Raw genomic sequence first — 21,279 nt, forward strand, 5'->3', positions numbered from 1 at the left:
AACTAGTTAGCATGACTTAACAGAGGTGAACAATGGAAAATAAAACAGTTTATGTAGAGCGTGGCGAGAGTTCTGCTCTGCAAACAAATAAGGTGTTACGAAACACCTATTCTTTATTGGCAATGACGCTGGCCTTTAGCGCACTTGTTGCCGGCATTACAGGTTCAATGAATCTGCCTAGCCCTCACTGGGCAGTGTTTTTAATTGGTGCGTATGGTTTGATGTTTTTAGTTCATAAAACGGCCAACTCTGCGATGGGTTTGGTGAGTGTTTTTGCCTTTACCGGTTTTATGGGTTACACCTTAGGCCCGATGCTGTCTTATGTCGTAGCGGCTGGTGCGAGTGACCTGATAGTAATGGCATTGGGCGGGACTGCACTGACCTTTTTTGCACTATCAGCATACGTATTAACCACCAAAAAAGATATGTCGTTTTTAGGTGGCATGATGATGGCTGGTTTTGTCGTATTAATTGTTGCTATGATAGCAAACGCCTTTTTACAGATACCCGCTGTGGGTTTAGCCATTAGCGCTATGTTTATCCTGTTTTCTTCAGGCGCCATTTTGATGCAAACCAGCGAAATCGTGCGCGGCGGTGAAACTAACTATATTTTAGCCACTGTTACTTTATATGTGTCTATCTATAACATATTCGTTAGTTTATTAAACTTGCTAATGGCATTTGCCGGTGGCGATGATTAATCCAGCTTTTAATGACTTTAAAAGCCATGCTCAGCATGGCTTTTTTGTTTATAGGCATCACCCCTTATGCAAAATATTATTTTATTTGTGACCAGCTCACCCGACTCATACATGGGCAAAACCGCATATAAACAAGCCAAAATGTTTGCCCACTCGGCTAATGAATGCAACTTACTCGCTGTGTTTTTTTATGGTGATGGTGTATTAGCTGCAAACCAACTACGGACACCACCGGCAGATGAATTTGATGTAACGCAACATTGGCAAACCTTTAGTCAAGAATATAAAATTCCCTTAATTTTATGCTCTGCCGCTGCACAGAGAAGAGGTGTTTTAAACGCAGATGAGGCGAACTATCATGGTAAACTCGGCAACAATTTAGCGCCTGGTTTCCAAATTGGGGGTTTAGCCGAATATGTAGAGCTGCAAGCAAATGCAAACAAGGTCATTCAATACTAATGTCGTCTAATAGCCATGCAATCATTATTAACAGTGCCCCGTTTAGTCAAACAAAAGGCCAAGAAGCGCTCGAACTCGCGTTAGTTTTAGCAACCTTTGAAGAAAAAGTGGCTATATTTTTTAGTGGCCAAGGTGTTCTCCAGCTTCTGTCTGATGTTGATGGCGATAGCATAAACGAAAAAAATTACCCACAAGGTTTTAAAGCATTAGATCTCTACGACATCGAAGAGGTGTATGTATTAGCCGAAGATCTAGCGAGCTTCAATTTAACCCAAAGTGAGTTGGCGATTAATGTTAAACTTATTTCGGCACCAGATTGGTTACCAACATTAGCTAAATTTTCTGTTCAACTTACTTTTTAACTGTGATTAATATGTATATTCAACTGAGCCGCATACCAGATCGCAACCAGCTTGTAATGCTTAATACGGCGCCTGTGACAAACGTCATACTTTTAAATGATGCCTGTTATTTATTAACACAACTGCCAGTAACAAAGCAAAATATCGCTTGGTACGCGCTCGCTGACGAGATTAAAGGCCGTGGTTTGCTCGATTTGCTTGCTGCTAATGTCACCCTACTGAGCACCGCTGAATATGTTAAACTGCAACTTAATCATGCCATTATTCAACTTTAATTATGTCTAGTATTATTGTAAATAACGTCAGCTATCCACTGGATGGTCACGGCTACTTAAAAAATTACCAAGACTGGGAGCCGGAATTAGCGCAAGCGCTCGCCACTCGCATCAACATCGAAATGACTGAGGCGCACTGGGAAGTGGTGCATTTTGTAAGAAATTTTTATTTAGAGTATAAAACCAGTCCGGCTATACGGGTACTCGTTAAAGCCATGGCGAAAAGCCTAGGGCCAGACAAAGGAAATAGTAAATATTTGTATAAACTATTTCCTAAAGGGCCAGCTAAACAAGCGACCCTCATTGCCGGCTTACCAAAACCTGCTAAGTGTATTTAAGCAGGTTTTAGCTCGCTCACACCACCCATATAACTTTGCAATACTTGTGGCACTTTTATACTGCCATCGGCTTGTTGATAGTTTTCTAAAATTGCTACTAAAGTACGACCAACCGCTAAACCAGAGCCGTTTAGGGTATGCAATAACTCAGGTTTTTTAGCTCCTTTGCGCCTCATCCTCGCTTGCATGCGACGTGCTTGAAAATCTAACATATTTGAACAAGATGAAATTTCGCGATAACAATTTTGTGCCGGCAACCAAACCTCTAAATCGAATGTTTTAGCGGCGCCAAAGCCCATATCGCCAGTGCACAATTGCATGACTCGGTATGGTAACTCTAGTTTTTGTAACACAGTTTCTGCATGCTGTGTCAATTCCTCCAGTGCCTGCATTGAATCTTCGGCTTTAACTAACTGGACAAGTTCAACTTTTTCAAACTGGTGCTGACGAATTAAACCCCGTGTATCACGTCCCGATGAACCCGCTTCAGATCTAAAACAAGGCGTATGTGCGGTCAGTTTAATAGGCAAGTCGGCTTCATCAAAAATTTCACCACGCGCTAAATTAGTGAGTGGAACTTCTGCCGTTGGGATTAAAGACAAACCCTGGCCATCAGCGGTTAACGGTTGTGTATGAAATAAATCTTCGCCAAACTTAGGCAATTGGCCGGTCCCATATAAGCTATCTGCATTAACCAAATAAGGTACGTACATCTCCTGGTACCCATGCTCGTTAGTGTGCAGATCTAACATAAATTGAGTTAATGCACGGTGCAGTTTTGCCACCTGACCACGCATGACAGTAAAGCGTGCACCAGACAGTTTTACCCCAGCTTCAAAGTCTAAACCTTTGGCTAGTGCTTCGCCTAAATCAACATGATCTTTAACATCAAAATCGTAGTTGGCAGGTGTACCCCACTGCCTGATTTCTAAATTATCAGCTTCGTCTTTGCCAACAGGAACACTGGCATCTGGTAGGTTTGGAATGCTCATCACTAGCGAATCCCACTGCTCCATCACCTCTGCTAAATCGGCTTTGGCTTGATCTAGGTCTTTGCCCAGCTGGCCAACTTCAGCTAATAAAGGCGCAATATCTTCACCAGCAGCTTTTGCTTTACCAATGGATTTTGAGCGTGCGTTACGCTCGTTTTGCAGCTGCTCTGTTTTTACTTGTAGAGCTTTGCGGCTTTCTTCTAACTTTTCAACTTGCGCAATATCTAACTGATAACCGCGTTGATGTAATCGTTCAGCCACTTGTAGTAAGTCGTTTCGTAACAATTTTGCGTCTAACATGAGGTTCCCATCTAAGTTATTTTTATACTCGCCAATTTACTACCCAACCAAACGGCTATTAAGCAAATCAGCAGGTTTAATGCAATATTTAAAAAGGCTTTTAGCCAGGCTTCTTGCTGAATCAGCAACACAGTGTCCATTGAAAAAGTGGAAAAAGTAGTCAATGCACCCAAAAATCCAATACCGAGAAATGTTCGCCATGGAGTTGCCTGTATATATCCCTGGCTAATTAGGGTATATAAAAAGCCAATTAATGCTGAGCCCAAAACATTAACCAGAAGTGTACCAAAAGGAAAACTTTTACCAAACCAGATTAGCGCCTGCTGAGACAAAAAAAAACGTAAACAAGCGCCTAGCGCGCCACCCATAGCAATAAATAGGTAAATACCAAAGTTAGTCATCATATCTTTGTTTATCACTCTCTTGATTAAGGCGCTCTAGATAAGCCAGCTTATCGGCTATTTTTTGCTCTAGTCCACGCCTTTGTGGGTGATAAAATTTGGTTTCTTTTAGCGCACTCGGAAAATAACATTCGCCAGCAGCAAATGCGTTCGTTTCATTATGAGCATATCTGTATTCTGCGCCATGACCAAGTGCTTTATTAATTTTTGTTGGTGCGTTACGCAGATGATTAGGCACGTCCAAATCGTGGGTCTGTGTGGCGCATTTTAAAGCGGCTTTAAACGCGGTATAAACTGAGTTACTTTTTGCAGCACAAGCAAGATAAACAGTGGCTTGGGCGATGGCACGTTCACCTTCAGCCGGCCCGACCCGATGAAAACAATCCCATGCGTTGAGCGCAATTTGCATCGCTCTAGGATCGGCATTGCCAATATCTTCTGATGCAATTGCTAATAAACGCCGCGCGACATATAAAGGTTCAACCCCCATTACCAACATACGAGCGTACCAGTACAATGCAGCATCCGGATCAGAACCCCGCACTGATTTATGAAATGCGGATATCAGATCATAAAATTGGTCACCACCTTTATCCCCGCTAGCGACGCGGTGCGCCGCTATGGTTTGAAGGTCCTCATCCGAGACCTGTAGCTGCCCTTGCTGGTTTTCTTCGGCCAAATCCGTTAACTGCTCAACCAAATTTAATAACTGCCGGCCATCACCGCTGGCCAGGTAAATCAGCTGCTGTTGTTGGCTATCGGTTAATAATAAACGGCTACTTTCACAGCTATCTTCCACTCTGTCACGCACCGCTTGTAATAAACTTTTTAAATCAGCGTCTGAGTGTTTTTTGAGAAGATAAACACGAGCTCTAGATAACAAAGCTCGATTGAGTTCAAAACCAGGATTTTCTGTAGTCGCCCCAATAAAGATCACAGTACCATCTTCAATATATGGCAAAAATGCATCTTGCTGAGATTTGTTAAATCGATGCACTTCATCAACAAATAATAGCGTTCGCTGCCCTTTCGCCGATGCATTCGCTTGCGCATTTTCGATCGCTTGGCGAATGTCTTTCACGCCACTATTTACCGCTGATAAACGCTCGACAATTGCATCTGCATGAAACGCTATCACTTCCGCTAAAGTCGTTTTTCCTGTGCCTGGCGGTCCCCATAAGATTAAAGAATGAATGCGACCACTTTGAACCGCTTTATATAGAGGCTTTCCAGGCGCAAGCAAATGTTGCTGGCCAATAAACTGGGTGAGGTTTTTTGGCCGCATGCGGGCGGCCAACGGTTGGTTAATAGAGGCAAACAACATGGTTATTGGCGCTGATCGTCCAGCTCTACTCCATCCGGTAAGTCAAATGAAAAATAACCTGGTTGATATTGATTTGTTTGCCGTAATTCAAAGTTGCTGAACGTATAATGACTCGTTTGCATTTGCCTATCTTGCAAAACCAACTCAGCCAGTTGCTGTCCTGCAAATTGAATCTCTAACCAAGCAATCTGACTTTGCTGATCTTGGCTGATAATTTTAAACCGCTCATCACTCATTTTTTTTACTTGGTAATTCTGCCAAGCCTGACTGGCTGGCTGTAACAACAATAAAATAGGGTTAGCACTTAACATATAGTCATAATCATAAACGCTTGCCTGCTCAACAAAAGGGTCATAAAACCAAACATATCGGCCGTCGGACAGCAATAAACTTTCATCTGGCTGTTCAAGATGCCAACGAAATTTGTTTGGTTGAACTATATCTAATTGACCACTGCCTTGCTGAACAACAGAGTTTTCGCTATCGACCACCTGCTGACTAAAAGTTGCGCTGAATCCTTGCAGGGCAGCAAGCTTATTAGCCAGCTGTTCGGAGACTGCCTGTGCGGAAGAAGCTGATGAGTCTTGTTGTGAATTTTGCGCTGCGACAGGCAAAACAAACAAAAGACTGAATAAAACAACAATAAATTTCATTTAAATTTCCACTAAATAGTTTAATCATCACGCGGCGGGGCTGCCGCTAACACTTCACGCGAACCATTATGTGCTGCAGTAGATACGACGCCCGACGCTTCCATTTGTTCCACAATTCTAGCCGCACGGTTATAACCAATACGAAATTTACGCTGGACACTTGAAACTGACACTTTGCGTGTTTCGGTGACAAAAGCCACAGCTTCATCATAAATCGGATCTGCTTCTTCATCGGCCGCGATTTCTGCTTGTTCCCCCGGCAAGAGTACATCTTCTGACGCGTCACCATTTAGTATCTCGTCAATATAAACAGGAGTGCCTCTCGCTTTCCAGTCGGCGACAACAGCATGTACTTCATGATCATCAACAAAAGCACCATGAACCCTAGTCGGCACACCTTTACCTGCCGGTAGATATAACATATCGCCCATCCCCAATAGAGTCTCCGCGCCTTGTTGGTCTAAAATAGTACGTGAGTCAATTTTTGACGAAACTTGAAAGGCGATACGCGTGGGTATATTGGCTTTAATCAAACCTGTGATCACATCAACCGAAGGACGCTGCGTCGCTAAGATCAAATGGATACCTGCAGCACGTGCTTTTTGCGCAATCCGAGCAATCAATTCTTCTACTTTTTTACCCACTATCATCATCATGTCGGCAAATTCGTCGATGACGACGACGATACTCGGTAGCTTTTCTAATTCAGGCGCTTCTTCATCCATACTATCACCAGGTTTCCAAAGTGGATCTTGGTAAGGCTGCCCTTTCGCTCTAGCTTCATCAATTTTTGCATTAAAACCTTTAACATTCCGCACCCCCATTGCCGACATCAGTTTGTAACGCCGCTCCATCTCTCCAACACACCAGCGCAGGGCATTAGAGGCCTCTTTCATGTCGGTGACAACTTCACATAATAAGTGCGGGATCCCCTCGTAAACAGAAAGTTCGAGCATTTTAGGATCTATCATAATGAGACGAACTTCATCGGGCGTCGACTTATATAATAGGCTTAGAATCATCACGTTTACACCAACCGACTTACCTGAACCTGTTGTCCCTGCCACCAATAAATGCGGCATTTTTGCTAAATCAACAACAACTGGTTCACCGGCTATGTCTTGCCCTAATACCATCGTCAGCGGGGATTTACCGTCAGCAAATGAGGGGCCAGAAATGACTTCGCTTAAACTTACAACCTCTCTATGCTTGTTTGGCAGCTCTAGACCTACATAAGACTTTCCGGGAATTACTTCAACCACGCGCACACTCATCGCAGATAAAGAACGGGCAATATCTTTTGATAAATTGGTTATCTTTGACACTTTAACACCCGGTGCTAAGTCTAATTCTAATCGCGTGATCACAGGACCTGGATACATGCCAACCACTCGTGCATCAACCCCAAAATCGGCGAGTTTAGACTCAACTAAACGAGCTACCGAGTCCATTTCTTCTTGAGTGATAGGGTTTTCTTTTTTATCTGCCCTGTCTAGCAAATCAAAAGACGGCAGTGGCGTCAGTTGTGCTTGTTCTTTTTTAGCTTGCTCGGCTGCTTGTTCTTGCTCAACATTTTGCATAAATTCAGCATATGAAGTCTGCTTGTCAGACATTCTCATGGCGGCCTTTTTAGGGACTTCAGGCTCTGAGTGGGCTGCCGATGTTTTTTCATCACTTTCTGCCGCGTTTGTTTTAGCGGCCGGTGATGGAGATGACGACAACGGCAATTGTGACTGCATTCCGTCGTCATCTAGTTCAGGAATATCGTTCAGGGCTGCTTCGTTTATAACTGGTTCTTTTTTATCTTCAGCAGCCATACCTGGCGGTTGCACTGCAGGTTGTTCGTTCATCGGCTCTTTTTTTGCAAACAGCATTTTCAAACTAGACGCTGCATCGTGAGATTTGCTCTCTGTTGTTTTTTCAGGGCGGCTTTTATCTACTTCTAATTCCTTTTCAGTCCGTTGCGCTGTGGATCTGCCAGATAATTGTTTTGGTGCCTGTTGCTCATCCTGTACACTTGATTCAGTTATTTCATTAGGAGAGTTTGAATTTTTCCCTTCGGTGGTTTCAGATCGCTTAAATACTGATGCTATTTTTTGATAAATGTAACAGCAGGATTTAATTAGGTATTCGCCTGTTTTATCAATTAAATACAGCCACGAAAGGCCAAAAAACAAAGTCACGCCAGTGCAGAAAAAACTTAATAAAACCAGCGTGGTACCAATAAAATTAAAATAAGGTAACATGGCATAACTAATAACATCACCTAAAAAGCCACCAGCCGAATAAACAAAATAATCATTAAAGTTCATGCTGGCTAAACTTGTCGTGGACGTCACCAGCAAGATCAAACCAATTAATCGTAATCCAAGTGCTAAAAAATCCGTTGTAAAAAAGCTCATTTGATGGCGAAAAATCAACCAGCCGGCATATATAAGTGTGAATGGAACAACATATGCAATAGCGCCAAAAAAGAATAATAAAATGTCCGATAACCAAGCCCCAGCAGAACCTGCCATGTTTTGGATATCTTGGTGTTGTCCGGTTTGACTCCAACCGGGATCCATAGGGTCGAAGCTGATTAACGCCAGTAAGGTAAAAATTGCAACGGCAGCAAAACCAAGTAACCCGGCTTCCAGCAACCGTTGAATACCGCTCAAGTGACCGACTTTAGTTGTCTGTTGCAAAATCATGATAAACCTTTTTAACCTCGAAGCCGACTATTGTAAACCGGATATTAGTTGATTCCCAACATTTAGCGCAGACAAACCTAACCCGATCACAATTTCAGTAAGCTTTTGATATCTAAGGGGCGTGAAAAATAATAACCTTGCATCAGATGACAGCCTTGCTCTTCTAAAAACGTTTTTTGAGCTTGGTTTTCAACCCCTTCTGCAAGTACAGCGAGCCCTAATTTTTGCCCCATAGCAATAATTGCTGCCGATATTTCCATATCCTGATGGTCGTGAGGTATATCCTGAATAAAACTTCTATCAATTTTGACACAGTCAATCGGGAAACGTTTGAGATACGCTAAAGATGAATAACCAGTGCCAAAATCATCGAGTGATAAACAAAATCCAGCGTCTTTAAATGTTTTCAAAATCTCAATCGCTTGATCGGTATTCTCCATCATCACAGATTCTGTCATTTCAAATTCTATCCGCTCAGGCGACACACCATAATGTTTGATAATACTGAGTACTTGGTCTAACAATCGGCCGCTGTATATCTGCCGAGCCGACAAGTTGACTGCAATACGCTGAATACCAATGGCTTGTAGCTGCGCTTCGTATTCGTTCCAATAATTGGCCACCCCTTTTAGCACAGCCATTCCCAGTGCATCAATCAAACCACTTTCTTCGGCAATACCGATAAACTTATCGGGCGGAATAAATCCATCTTCATCATCAAACCAACGAACTAGAGCTTCAGCTGCAGAAAAACCATCAGTGATACTGCTATACTGAGGTTGTAAATAAACTTGTAATTTATCGTTAGCTATCGCTTGTCTTAACTTATGTTCAAGGCGAACTTTTTGTCTGATCTGATCATCAAACTCCTGGCTAAAATACACCGTTTGATTGCGACCTTTTTCTTTTGCTTTGTACATGGCGATGTCTGCATTGCGCAGTAATTCACTAACATCTGTGCCATTATCTGGATATACCGCAACGCCCAAAGAAGCAGTCATTTCAGGTAAGGTCAGTGTTTTCAATGAGGTAGCTAACGCGTTAGTCATCGCTTGTATACGCCAGCACATAGACTGAGTGTCGGCGACATCTTTTAGCATAAAAATAAACTCGTCACCGCCCATACGGCAGACCAAATCCGTATTCTGGGTCACCTTATTTAATTTTTTTGCAATCACCCCAAGCAACTCGTCCCCCGCCTCGTGCCCACGAGTATCATTGACCCTTTTAAAGTTATCTAAATCCATAATAACCACGGCTAATGATTCTGATTGCCGCTCTGCTTGTTTAATCGACTTTTGTAATTGCTCTTTAAAATACCTTAGATTGACCAAATCAGTCAGCGGATCAGAATAAGCTAAATGTTCTAGCGATAAACGCGCCTGCCGTAACTCGGTAACGTCCAGTAGCGTCCCTATATAACCATCTAAACCGCCATCACTGATTGTAATAGGTGAGATTTTTTCTAAAAAGCACTTACGCTGCCCAAACGGGGTTTTAAATTCATATTCATCAGCAAAATAAACATTTTGCTGGCCGTTTGAATCCCCTTTTAACAACACTGACTCGGTAGAACTTTCTAACGCTAATGGCTCAATACATTGATCTAGTTGCACTTGATTGATAGGCAATTGCATACCTGTCATTTGCTGCCATGACTTATTGGCATATAAATATTGGCCTTGTTCATCTTTTAAAAAGATCCCTATCGGCGCTTGTTCAGACAAGGTACGAAACCTTTGTTCAGAAAGGTGCAATAACTTATGTTCGTCGGCTAAGTTATCTAACATATTGTTAAATACATCAACCAATTCACCTACTTCGTCATTTTTGATTTTTTCCGCGCGGTCAAGCGAAAATACATTTTCGGTGAATTTAACTGCGGCGGCATGCAAATGAGCTAAAGGATGCAAAATACGCTCAATCACATGATGTGCAATGAGATAAACGGCAAATAAGCAGATAATGACCACAAACACCAAAATCACTAAAACATGTTGTTGGGTATTGCGCACATAATCTAAATTAGAATAAAGTACTAAACTACCAACATTTAAACCGTCTTCATTTAACGGCGTTTTTAACACCAATAAATCTGAATGATTGGCCTGTAAACTGTTAATTTCTGGTGTTTTTTTGGGACAGTTTAAACGGGTATTTGGTGCTCGGTATTCAGCAAAAAAATACTCATCGCCGGAAAACAAACAGATTTGCAGTATGCTTTGATGGTATCTTGCAACGGCTAAGTTAGTTGCAGCGGCCTCTACATCATTAAAAACTAAAGCGGCTTTGCTGCGATTGGCCAGGATGGCACTGACAACGGTTAAGTCATCTTTTAACTTGGTGCGCGACAAATCACGTTCTACATGAATTAAAACCACAGCTACTATCAGCAAAGCAAAAATAAATATTGCTAAAAGTCTACGAATAATCACACTCTTTAAGGACTGCTTAGACTGCATTATTAACGTCCTTTAATTTTATTCGCCAGTTCTAATAACGAAGAACTGAACTTTATATTAACTTTTTCGGCCAGCTCAAGGTTAACGTTAAAACGAATTTTATTTTTTATTCGAATGAGCTCAAGCACTGAATTTTCGATACCTGTTTGACAACCATCACAAATGGTTAATGCAGGTATTGAATTGCTTTTTAGGATATTGGTCGTCTCACTATCGCCCTCTCCAATCACCACGACATCACAGTGTCTCGCTTGCAACTCGGCATCAGATTGCAGCGCGATGTAGATAAGATTACGATTACCTACGGTCAAATTAGGGGCAACCGCTTTGAGCTTGCCTCCACTGATGGGGTTATGCCAACCACAGATTTGGATATTCTGCCGATATTCTTCTAAGTTTAACTGGGTATAACGTAACACACCGACGATTACAGCTGCACGCAAGCTCACCTCATCTGGCTGTGAGATGCTTGGATTTGCTGCTACAGGGAACAACAAACTTGTTAAAAATATTAGGCCGAGGATCAAGCCAAAGGAAAACTTTAGGTTCATTCCAATCTTTCATCATCCTTATATAGAACACAAAATGTTCGAAAATTACAGCGCATTAGCTTGAGGCCAGTCTACAGCAATCTCAGCAACTAACTGGCTGATCAATTTATCCATACCAACCACTAAACTGCCATAGCCAGGTGAATCTTGCAAACGATTAAAATTAAATGCTTTTACTTTTTCACCATTAATAGACCATAGCCCTTTAAAAACTATGTTGCCAGATTCGGACCCGTGAAAACGTATTATTTCAATGGTAACACTCGTGCCGCATTCCGTTTGACAATTTTTCAATTTGATGGCTTGAGCAAGCTCATAACCCACTTGAAAAGAAATTGCTTTTTGCAAGGGCTCTGCCCATCGGTGAAAGTGAGCAAAGTGTACTTGGTTGTTTTGACCTACGACCACTAAACTATCCTGTTGCAAATAATCTGGTAACTTCACAGTCACGTCTAAATAGCGTCCAGGCACAGATTGTTTGCTTAATGGTAACATGTAATAGCTAATTTCTTGTTTACTCGCACAAGCAGCCAAAAATAGGCTAATGGATAAAATAAAAACCTTTGTTAATTTCACTTAGCAGCTCCTGGTTGCACGTCTTGTGGTTTAGGTGCGCCAAATATAAGTGCATCTGGTTGGCTTTCAACGGTATCCGCCACTTTTTGCAAGCTGTTTAACGTGCTGATTAATTTTTTCATCACTTTTTTGATATCAGTTGTTAATCCCTCTTTGGGATCACTAATGCTATCCATGATCCTTTCTAATCGCTCAGTCAAAGATATCAGCTTGCTCGGCAAAGCTTTAGTGTTTGGATCCTTTAATAACCCCGTTAGGCTGTTAACAAGCTGCTCAATTTGACGGATCACCTGTTGGCTTTGTTCACTCGTTTCAGCAGCACTAGTTAACAAACGGTTTAGCTTTTCCACTGTCTGGTCGATAGGTAACTGATTAACCCGAGCAACAATGTGACTCATGTCCGTTAGCATACTATCCAAATCGTCGTGTCGCGTTGGTATACTTGGATACTCACCCACCGTTTTGATAAGCTTGTTGGTGCTTTTATCTTGATAAAAATCAAGTTGAATATACGCTTGGCCAGTGACCAGGCTACCTGTTTTTAGCGCAGCACGTAAGCCGTTATCTATATGTTGATTTAACACAGATTTGAGCTTTTTTTGCCCTGCTTTCGAATCATCATCTAATAACCTGCCTGGATCAAGCCTTATCAATACTGGAACTTTAGGCGGCGCTTGCTGAGCAAACCTATTTTCAGGTAAATATTTAAAACCAATATCAATAACTGTACCCACTTTTATCCCACGATATTCGACAAACTCACCAATATTTAAGCCGCGAACTGAGCGGTCAAATAATAACAAATAATCAACTGAATATTCGTAAGGGTGTTTTTCAGCCTCTAGTCGATTTGCATAAAGTTTAAATTCTGCACCGTCTTCGACTGGTTCACCAACCGGCATACTCTCAGGTAACTCAAATGAGACACCGCCCGTCAAAGTGGTTTCTAAAGACTCAGTTAAAACATCTAACCCTTGAGAATTGAGGCGCATATTCACCCCACTGGCATTAAAAAAGCGAGTATTACGACTGATCAGCTGGTCATACGGCGAATCGATAAAAATATTGCTACGAATATGTTTTGAGTTTAATACTTTCATTTGGCTAATTCGGCCCACTTCAAACCCTTTATAAAAAACAGGATCGCCTTCACTCAGCGAATAAGGTTTGTCGCTAAGTAGGTACAAAGAAAGCCCTTCTTTATTATTTCGACTTAACGGCGGATTATCTAAACCAATAAAACTTGATTTGCCAGGATAATCAGAGCCTGGTTCTAATTCAATATAAGCACCCGACAAAATGGTTGTTAATCCCGAAACACCTTTTGATCCGATACGGGGTTTAACAACCCAGAATTTTGAGTCTTGACGCAATAAATCCGACGCTTCGGGTTTGATGCGAGCGTAAACTGTGACTGTTGAGAGGTCGTCATTGATCTCAACCCGGGTCACAACGCCCACCTCCACATTCAAGGTTTTTATCAGTGTTTTGCCAGCTTCTACACCTTCTGCACTAGCAAACCGGATTTCTATTTCGCTGCCACGATTTAAATAATGCTGAGTGATTAACCAAACACTCACCAGCAAAGCGATCACGGGGATCACCCAAACCGATGAGAGTTTATTGCGCTTTTCTATTTGGGCATTTTGCATGAAGTATCCAAATTAACTTTGTTTATCCCAGATCAATCTAGGATCAAATGATTCTGCTGCCAACATTGTTGTTATCACGACTAAAGCGAATGACAAGGTGCCAAATCCAGGATAAACCGTCATTAAACCGCCTAACTGTAACAAAGCAACTAAAATCGCAACAACAAATACATCCACCATAGACCAGCGACCAATCCAATGAGTAACAGTATATAAAAAAGTACGTTGTTTAAAGTGTGATTGATGTTTAAGTCGCAATGAAATACATAACCAAGCGAGCACTAATATTTTTCCTATTGGAATCACTACACTAGCCAAAAATATCACAGTTGCAATAATGTATGCACCATGTTTCCATAAATCAATTACACCGCCAACAATAGTGCTGTAAGTAGAGTGTCCAAAACTGGATGTTTCCATCACTGGAAATAAGTTTGCCGGAAAATAAAACAAAATAGCAGTGATTAACCAAGCGACTGTTTTTTGTATCGCGAAAGGTTTTCGCTGATATAAATGACTACCGCAGCGCTGACATTTGTTTAGCTGCACCTGATTGACCTTTTCACACAAGGTGCACATCACTAAACCTTGTGATGCTGCTGTTTTATTTTGCAATGGCATTGTACTTTTTCCAAATAATCCCAAAACCGCGCTGAATTCAAATTAGCCAACGCAGCGGCCAAAAATATGGCAAACAACAAATAAGCCCATAACCCTAATCCAAACTCAATATTAGCTATAGAGGTTAATTTAGTTAAACTGGCAAGCGTGGCGATTAAAAAAACATCTATCATACTCCAAGCTTTTAGCTGAAATAATACCTTAGATAACAATAAGCTGGCTGGCCAAACTCGCTTTAATATCAGCATAGGAAATAACAAATAAATTAAAATCAATAAAATTAAAACAGGTACTACAAAAAGAACGCTCGAAACAATGGTAAATAAGAGTGGGTAGCCGTGTTCTAAAAAACCCCAACTGGCTTGAAAAAGATACATTATATGGCTGGTGCCTGCTTTTTCTATCGCTAATATCGGAAAATAGAGGGCGCATGCCATTAAAAACAAGCAAGCCACCGAAAATGACAAACTGTATGGCAAACTTGATTTTGGCCTATCTCTTAAAACCGACTGACAACGCGGGCAGCGAGCTATTTCTTGGTGGTTTAACGCAGGTCGTTTTAACAATAGGTCACAATGACTGCAAATAATCAGTTCATCCATTTTATTTGGCGTACCCATCTAATAAATGTGCAACCTTAGCCACAGCCTGATGCCCTCTTTCTATGCCTTCGGCCGCTCGATTAAACTCAAGAATGCCAATATCAGCCACATCGGGTTGAATGAGAATATCAGGTGGATCAGCAGCCAACCGACTGCGGGTGATTCGATTTTGCATAATATCAATTGCACTGGCTGCAACCGCAAGCATCCCGGGATTTTGATTTTCAGAGCGCGGAAATTTTGCTTTCATTTGCTCAAACCATTGTTTACCACTACCTATAATACCTTGTAGCTGACTTTCAGAGGTCTCTCCGACCGGCGGTTCCGGCGACTGAGCTCTTTTTTGTTGTGCCCGGCTAATGTTAGGAATTAGCTGCTGGGCATTTAAATCGATTGCAATCACACGCGCAGCACCCATCATACGACAAACTGACACTGGTACTGGATTGACAACGGCACCATCTATCATCCATTTGTTTTGGATATATTGAGGCGCAAGCAAACCTGGTATGGCGCAGGAAGCTCTGATAGCATCCAGTACACTGCCATCTTGAAAAATAAACTCGCGCCCACTATGAAGCTCGGTTGCGACTGCAGCAAATCGGGTTTGGCATTCAGTAATTTTTTTGTCGCCGAACTGAGCTTCCAATTGACGATATAAGCGACTGCCAGCAACCACACCGCCACTGCCTACTCCCCAATCTAACAAACGCATTACACTCCATGTATCCAAGGTTAATACCCAATCATGCAAATCAGCCAGTTGCTCAGTACAATAAGCGGCTCCGACTAGCGCACCTATTGAGCAACCCGCAATAATATCTGGTTTGATATTTTTTTCATCTAACGCTTGTAATATACCTATCAACGCCCAACCACGCGCGGCACCACTGCCTAACGCGAGTGCAAGCGGTTGCTCAGAATTGTTCACTAACTTCCCCTTCGCCAGTTACAAGTCTATTTATACTCTCATTGTAAAGGTACATATATTAGCTGACCAGCGCATTTTTATTGATATTTGCGTTATTTAGTGCTTTCATTTATTAACTCACTAAAAATTAATAATGATAACTAGGACTTGGGTATTTTAGATGTATTCATACGCGGCTAGACAACCGATATTTGACCGCAATAAAAATGTGTTCGGCTACGAGCTTTTATTTAGAGACAGTTTAAAAAACGTTTTTCCTAACATTGATGGTGATGTCGCAACGTCAAAACTAATTGAAACAACCCAATTTAACTTAGGATTGGAAGAGCTAACCCAAAATCATCCTGCACTTATCAATTTTAGTGACGAACTCGTTATTAAAGAAGTTCCGACCCTTGTACCAAAAGAACAAGTCATTATTGAATTATTAGAAACGGCCCGCCCCACTAAGTCACTGTTAACAGCTGTTAAAAAGTTACATCAAGCAGGCTATCAAATTGCATTAGATGATTATGTGCACACGGCCTCATGGTTGCATTTTTTCCCATACATTAACATTATAAAAATTTGTTTTAAAACAAGCAGTAAGGAACAAATCGAACATATCATTGAGATTGCGCGAAACTATCCAATTAAATTATTAGCTGAAAAGATCGAAACCTACGAAGAGTTTCAATCAGCCAAAAAATTAGACTTCGATTATTTTCAAGGTTACTTCTTTAGTGAACCTGAAATGGTCAAAAAGAAAGCGCTGGCCCCCTCAACATTAAGCTTGACTGAACTTTTAGTATTAGCCTCGGAACCTGAGTTAAACCTGAAAAAAGTCTGTGATATCTTTCAGCGTGACTTTAGCCTCTCATTTAAATTGTTACGATACGCGAACTCAGCTATGTTTAAACGACGCGCCCAAATCGACTCAATTAAACAGGCGCTTGTGGTATTGGGTGAGCAAGAAATCAAAAGGTTTTTGGCTTTATTATTTACCGCACAAATTAATGATGATAAACCAACCGAATTATTAAACTTATCTATTACCCGGGCTAAATTTTGTGAATCGCTCGCGACTGAAGATCATTCAGTCCACGCACCATCAGTTGCGTTTTTAACGGGCATGATGTCTGTGATAGATGCATTATTAGATCAACCAATCGAAAGTTTGATGGAAAAACTGCCATTGTCGGATGAAATCAAACACGCATTAACCACGCAAGAAGGTCGCCTTGCCGATTATCTAAGATTAATAGAGAGTTACGAACAAGCCAATTGGATAGTCACAGAACAACTCATTGATAAACTTAAATTGCCGTCAAACAGGATCCCAGATTATTATCAACAGGCGGTGGTTTGGGCCAATCAGCAAACTTCATCATTAAATGGCCGATAATCGGCTTAGTCTAAGCCTCTAACAATAGATAAAAATGATAAAAAAAATCCGGTTTAAAACCGGATTTTTTATTTTAATAGTTAACTTTGATGATTAGCCGTTGCTACCACCAGTGCTACCGCCAGTACCACCAGTACCGCCAGTACCACCGTTACCACCACCAGTTACTTCATCTTGTGTTTCTTCAGCAATTTCTTCAATAGAATCTTCAGTCACATCATCAGGTTCTTTAGTGGTAGGTGCTGTTACACCTGTTGTTGAAGCATTGGCTGTTGTTTCATTTTTAACAACAGTAGCTAATTGTTTAATCGTAGCAACAGTTGTTGTATCAACGCTTGAAGGGTTAGAAACAGCGTTTTTAATCGTTGTTGCCACTTCTTTAATCGCGGCACCCATGGTTGCAGAATTAGTAGTTGTTAGCTTAGCAAATGATGCGTTAACCATAGATAGGTTTTTAACATTTTCATTTGCGCCAGATAAATTGCTAGAAGTTGCTGCTGGCAATGCTAACTTGAAGAAGTTTTCAGTGCTGGCGTTTAAGTTAGCGTCTACACCTAACATTTTAGCAACACCTTTACTTGCGGCTTTAGCTTTAGTTTCTAAATCAGCTGTGCTGGTATCTTCATCAAATGATTCATCGGCTTCTAAAATATCAACGGCTAATGTTGATAAAACCGTTGCTTGAACACCAGATAAAGTAGGCACTTCACCTTCAGACACAGGCTCTACATGAGCAATCGTTTTTAGCTCTAAACCAGTTAAATCCTGACCACAATCACCATCACTGGTATCACATTGGCCGTCTGGTACTACTGTACTTGCATTGGCCAGAATACGGAAAACAACATTTTTGCCTTGCGCTTCTGAGTTAAGCTCAATTTCAAAAGAACCATCTGGGCCTTCTGTGATGCTTTGACCTAAAAACCCATTTGATGCAGTAATTGTATTTTCAGACGCGGTTGTACAACCTGACTTAACAATACATGCATATACGTTAGCGCCTTCAAGTGGATACTTAGTTGCTTGACCAGATGCTTGTACCTTAGCAGCAGGCTCAGTAAAAACTGGATCACTGTCACCGATAAAGTTACAACCAGATAATCCCGCTGTAAGTGCCACAGAAATCATTGCGGCTGTGTGTTTGAATGTTAGTTTCATATTTCAGCTTCCTTGTATTAAGTCGGAAATAAATAAATCAGTCAGGCAGATTAAAAAACAGATTAGTTCTTTTTTCAAGACAAAAATTTGGCGTCTGTGCCATAAGTCTCAATTAGCTTCCATTTTACTCTTAATCTACCCGACTTCAATGCCTAAAGATCATTTGATAACAAATTTATCTTTAATTCGAGCTAAAGTTTGTTTCCCGACACCTTTGATTGCCTTTAATTCATCAACAGAAGTCATTTCAGGGTGGGCTTTAACATACTGCAGAATGGCCTCAGCTCGCCGTTTACCTATACCTTTGATTTTACTGAGTTCTTTCACTGTCGCTTGTTTTAAGTTTAGCTTTTCCTGTTGCTCTATTTGCGGATTATCGAGGGCCTTTTCGGCCGCCATTGCAGATGGCAAAAATGCATTCAACGAACAAGCTAAAATGAGTAAAAATATTTTATAATAAACGGGTTTTATCAAATAAGTCATTGTAAGCGCTCCTTTAATTCAAAATAAAAAGTTCTGGAATCCAAACCGAACTACTTACTTCTCATTTCCAGCTAACTGAGTATAGAACACAGGTATCTTAAACTCATGATTCAGCATAAAAGTTTTATTCTGCAAAGGTTTTAATGTGACTAAATCGGTATGATTTTGGCACGTCTCTGCAATAAAAAAACCAGGTGAATTCAATGAGCCGGGTGATAAATAAAAACCAGACTCATCCTCTTTCAGCCAAGGTTGCAACGACTCGATCTGCTCTATCCACGGAACCTTTTTAATTAATTCATCGATCAAATGGGCTTTATTATGACTTCGATAGAACTTATTAATTAAAATAATATTGTGTCCCATCACCTTCAACCACTGCCCTTCTTTTAATGCGCAGCGCTGCTGGCTTAAAGCCGACCGTAAGCGATATTCGTCTTCAAAGCCCAGCCAATGGGCCATTTCATGTTGCAAAACATTCTTATCGCTATCAGGTGACAATATTATTTTTTGCTGGCGAGCATAGGCGCGACTGATGTTTTTTTCAGTTATCCAATAAAATTTAGGATCGGCATTTTTTAATCTGTCTTTTAATAAAGGATCAGGCAGCCAAAAAAAGTGTGCGAGACACATTTTTTTAAACATTGGGTGATCATGAGCGGCCACAAATGTTTGCTGTAACTTTATAATGCGGCGATACGTATTCGCGATAATAATAACAGGCAGCTCGCAACTGGCTTCAATGTTGTTAAGTATTTGATTGAATGTTTTTTGATCAGATATATAGTGCGCTTGATAGACCCTTTTTATGGTATTTGCCGAGCCAGAGAGCGGTAATTGAAAAACTTGCCTTAAGATTGCAGGCGGCGTTGATCCTGTATTCACAAAAAACTCTACCAGGCTCGTGTAGTAAATATCATTTGCACTGTTTGGCTCGGATTGCGCGAGTGCGAGCGCAGCCTGATAGCTTGCATTGGCTTGTTGAATTTGCCCAGATTGTTGATAAATTTGAGCCTGAAAAACTAACCGACTAAAACTATCTTGCGGTAATTGTGCTAACCATAATGAGGCTTGCTTGAATTTTTTCTGCTGTATAAAGCGCTCAACTAAAGCAATGTTGGCGATAGTCACCTTCTGCTTTGCAAAAACCACTAACACCTCTTGAGGTGCTTCAACTTTAGACACTTTGTGCCAGTCTATCTGCTGGTTTAAATCTACCAACCAAGCCTTTTTATAGCGACGCATTTGTTGCACTAAAGGCTGGTTAATGACTAATCTCTGGTGACTATATGCATTAGCAATGAGTTTTTCTAGGGCACTTTGATACTGCCATTTATGATAAAAAAGCCAGCCAGTCACCAGGATTAAGGTAAAAATTAATCCTTTGCTGTAGCGGCTAAGAGATCTTCTTTTGGCCATAAATGCATGCGGTTGAGCTCGTTGGCGGCATATCTAAACTCAACAAATAAATAAACATGAGTATTAATTGCTTGCACAAAATAATGGGCCGCTAAGGCTTGTTTGCCTTGTAGTTGATACCATTTAGCAATATAAAAATATGCTTCGCATAAACGCTCACGGTAGATTGCTGGATCCTTAATACGTGCAGCCTGCAATATATCCACCACTGTTTTTTCGCCAGTATATATGCTCGCGACCATCCGCCCCCAGCTATTTTTTTCTGCTTTTGCTAACCTTTGTTTTAATCTTGGCAGAGCTTCTTCGGGTGATGTTTTCATCTCGGCAAAATACCACCAAAGCATACGATAGGGGTCTGTCTGATCTTGCTGATAAAAGGTCTCAAAATCTTTAATCGCTAACCCAGCACGCTCCCCATAATATAAAGCAATAGCTCTGTTTAAATAGGCAAATTGATGTTCTGGTTTTAACTCTAAAACTGAATCAAATGCCTCATAGGCTCGACCAAATTCTTCTTGACGTAAAAAATAAATGCCTAACATATTATATGCATTGGCATAATCAGGTTTTAACTCTACGGCTTGCATTAAATCAAAATAAGCCAGATGCGTTAATCCTAATTCATCTAACAAAGCAGCTTTGTGATAATGCAATTCGGCTTTTTGCTCGTTTTTAAGTTCGCTACGCGTTAACAGATCCGAGATCCTTTTAATGGCTAGCTGCTTTTTGCCACTATCGTGGTAAGTCAATAATTCGCTGCCAAGCGGCACCTGGGTATTATTTTGAGTAGCACAACCTGCTGCAAAACAACATGTGACTAGAACGGCAATACGGATAAAATACACAGACATAGATAAAAAGAAAACTCCTGTTATATGTTACCTTGAGTGTGCCAGATTGCAGGGGGTATTAAAACAAAAAAGAGAGGATAAACCTCTCTTT

22 protein-coding genes are annotated in these 21,279 nt (G+C 41.1%); 6 read left to right on the forward strand and 16 right to left on the reverse strand.

Annotated features, from left to right (window positions below):
- The first annotated feature begins 32 nt into the window (after positions 1-32).
- The 5 genes from C727_RS0113950 to C727_RS0113970 all read left to right on the forward strand — a co-directional run bounded on the left by C727_RS0113950 (position 33) and on the right by C727_RS0113970 (position 2,135).
- Positions 33-701, forward strand: coding sequence for a Bax inhibitor-1/YccA family protein (locus C727_RS0113950; protein WP_017446263.1), 669 nt, complete (start codon positions 33-35; stop codon positions 699-701).
- A gap of 66 nt (positions 702-767) precedes the next feature.
- Positions 768-1,160 carry a sulfurtransferase complex subunit TusD gene (gene tusD / locus C727_RS0113955; RefSeq protein ID WP_017446264.1) on the forward strand — a complete coding sequence of 131 codons (393 nt, stop codon included), beginning with the start codon at positions 768-770 and terminating at the stop codon, positions 1,158-1,160.
- Positions 1,160-1,522 carry a sulfurtransferase complex subunit TusC gene (gene tusC, locus C727_RS0113960; RefSeq protein ID WP_017446265.1) on the forward strand — a complete coding sequence of 121 codons (363 nt, stop codon included), beginning with the start codon at positions 1,160-1,162 and terminating at the stop codon, positions 1,520-1,522. The genes tusD and tusC overlap by 1 nt, the downstream gene beginning before the upstream one ends.
- Before the next feature lie 11 nt (positions 1,523-1,533).
- Positions 1,534-1,797: a DsrH/TusB family sulfur metabolism protein gene (locus C727_RS0113965; RefSeq protein WP_017446266.1), complete on the forward strand. Its 264-nt coding sequence runs from the start codon at positions 1,534-1,536 to the stop codon at positions 1,795-1,797.
- The gene (locus tag C727_RS0113970) at positions 1,797-2,135 is read left to right on the forward strand and encodes a TusE/DsrC/DsvC family sulfur relay protein (RefSeq protein WP_026052733.1); all 339 of its coding nucleotides are present in this window, start codon (positions 1,797-1,799) and stop codon (positions 2,133-2,135) included. The genes C727_RS0113965 and C727_RS0113970 overlap by 1 nt, the downstream gene beginning before the upstream one ends.
- Here the strand turns inward: C727_RS0113970 and serS are convergent.
- From serS to rssA, 12 genes are all read right to left on the reverse strand, one after another.
- The gene (serS, locus tag C727_RS0113975) at positions 2,132-3,427 is read right to left on the reverse strand and encodes a serine--tRNA ligase (RefSeq protein ID WP_017446268.1); all 1,296 of its coding nucleotides are present in this window, start codon (positions 3,425-3,427) and stop codon (positions 2,132-2,134) included. The two genes, C727_RS0113970 and serS, sit on opposite strands and share 4 nt — an antisense overlap.
- A gap of 11 nt (positions 3,428-3,438) precedes the next feature.
- Positions 3,439-3,831: a fluoride efflux transporter CrcB gene (gene crcB / locus C727_RS0113980; RefSeq protein WP_017446269.1), complete on the reverse strand. Its 393-nt coding sequence runs from the start codon at positions 3,829-3,831 to the stop codon at positions 3,439-3,441.
- Complete coding sequence (locus tag C727_RS0113985; RefSeq protein ID WP_017446270.1) at positions 3,821-5,152, reverse strand: replication-associated recombination protein A; 1,332 nt, start codon at positions 5,150-5,152, stop codon at positions 3,821-3,823. The genes crcB and C727_RS0113985 overlap by 11 nt, the downstream gene beginning before the upstream one ends.
- Before the next feature lie 2 nt (positions 5,153-5,154).
- Complete coding sequence (gene lolA / locus C727_RS0113990) at positions 5,155-5,805, reverse strand: outer membrane lipoprotein periplasmic chaperone LolA (protein WP_017446271.1); 651 nt, start codon at positions 5,803-5,805, stop codon at positions 5,155-5,157.
- A 20-nt stretch (positions 5,806-5,825) separates the two neighbouring features.
- Positions 5,826-8,498: a DNA translocase FtsK gene (locus tag C727_RS0113995; protein WP_017446272.1), complete on the reverse strand. Its 2,673-nt coding sequence runs from the start codon at positions 8,496-8,498 to the stop codon at positions 5,826-5,828.
- Between the two features lie 86 nt (positions 8,499-8,584).
- Positions 8,585-10,960 (reverse strand): EAL domain-containing protein, encoded by a 2,376-nt coding sequence (locus C727_RS0114000; protein WP_017446273.1) that lies wholly within the window; start codon positions 10,958-10,960, stop codon positions 8,585-8,587.
- 2 nt (positions 10,961-10,962) lie between these two features.
- Positions 10,963-11,511, reverse strand: coding sequence for a YfiR family protein (locus C727_RS19140; RefSeq protein ID WP_017446274.1), 549 nt, complete (start codon positions 11,509-11,511; stop codon positions 10,963-10,965).
- 45 nt (positions 11,512-11,556) lie between these two features.
- Positions 11,557-12,087 carry a PqiC family protein gene (locus C727_RS0114010; RefSeq protein ID WP_017446275.1) on the reverse strand — a complete coding sequence of 177 codons (531 nt, stop codon included), beginning with the start codon at positions 12,085-12,087 and terminating at the stop codon, positions 11,557-11,559.
- Complete coding sequence (pqiB, locus tag C727_RS0114015; RefSeq protein ID WP_017446276.1) at positions 12,084-13,739, reverse strand: intermembrane transport protein PqiB; 1,656 nt, start codon at positions 13,737-13,739, stop codon at positions 12,084-12,086. Before pqiB ends, C727_RS0114010 begins: the two co-directional genes overlap by 4 nt.
- Positions 13,740-13,751: 12 nt before the next feature.
- On the reverse strand, positions 13,752-14,360 hold the full coding sequence (locus C727_RS0114020) for a paraquat-inducible protein A (RefSeq protein WP_017446277.1): 609 nt from the start codon (positions 14,358-14,360) through the stop codon (positions 13,752-13,754).
- Entirely contained in the window at positions 14,321-14,962 is a 642-nt protein-coding gene (locus C727_RS0114025; protein ID WP_162131403.1) for a paraquat-inducible protein A, read from the reverse strand. Before C727_RS0114025 ends, C727_RS0114020 begins: the two co-directional genes overlap by 40 nt.
- A gap of 1 nt (position 14,963) precedes the next feature.
- Complete coding sequence (gene rssA / locus C727_RS0114030) at positions 14,964-15,893, reverse strand: patatin-like phospholipase RssA (protein ID WP_017446279.1); 930 nt, start codon at positions 15,891-15,893, stop codon at positions 14,964-14,966.
- Positions 15,894-16,053: 160 nt separating this feature from the next.
- Between rssA and C727_RS0114035 the strand changes: the two genes are divergently transcribed.
- Positions 16,054-17,277 carry an EAL and HDOD domain-containing protein gene (locus C727_RS0114035; protein WP_017446280.1) on the forward strand — a complete coding sequence of 408 codons (1,224 nt, stop codon included), beginning with the start codon at positions 16,054-16,056 and terminating at the stop codon, positions 17,275-17,277.
- 93 nt (positions 17,278-17,370) lie between these two features.
- Here C727_RS0114035 and C727_RS0114040 read toward each other — a convergent pair whose 3' ends face one another.
- The 4 genes from C727_RS0114040 to nlpI form a co-directional block, all read right to left on the reverse strand.
- Positions 17,371-18,435: a hypothetical protein gene (locus tag C727_RS0114040; RefSeq protein ID WP_017446281.1), complete on the reverse strand. Its 1,065-nt coding sequence runs from the start codon at positions 18,433-18,435 to the stop codon at positions 17,371-17,373.
- Positions 18,436-18,594: 159 nt separating this feature from the next.
- Positions 18,595-18,918 carry a ComEA family DNA-binding protein gene (locus C727_RS19145; protein ID WP_017446282.1) on the reverse strand — a complete coding sequence of 108 codons (324 nt, stop codon included), beginning with the start codon at positions 18,916-18,918 and terminating at the stop codon, positions 18,595-18,597.
- Positions 18,919-18,972: 54 nt separating this feature from the next.
- Positions 18,973-20,337 carry a YfgM family protein gene (locus tag C727_RS0114050; RefSeq protein WP_155949267.1) on the reverse strand — a complete coding sequence of 455 codons (1,365 nt, stop codon included), beginning with the start codon at positions 20,335-20,337 and terminating at the stop codon, positions 18,973-18,975.
- Complete coding sequence (gene nlpI, locus C727_RS0114055) at positions 20,295-21,188, reverse strand: lipoprotein NlpI (RefSeq protein ID WP_017446284.1); 894 nt, start codon at positions 21,186-21,188, stop codon at positions 20,295-20,297. Before nlpI ends, C727_RS0114050 begins: the two co-directional genes overlap by 43 nt.
- Between the last annotated feature and the right edge of the window lie 91 nt (positions 21,189-21,279).

It is taken from the genome of Gayadomonas joobiniege G7 (genome assembly GCF_000300815.1).
Classification (GTDB): Bacteria; Pseudomonadota; Gammaproteobacteria; order Enterobacterales; family Alteromonadaceae; genus Catenovulum; species Catenovulum joobiniege.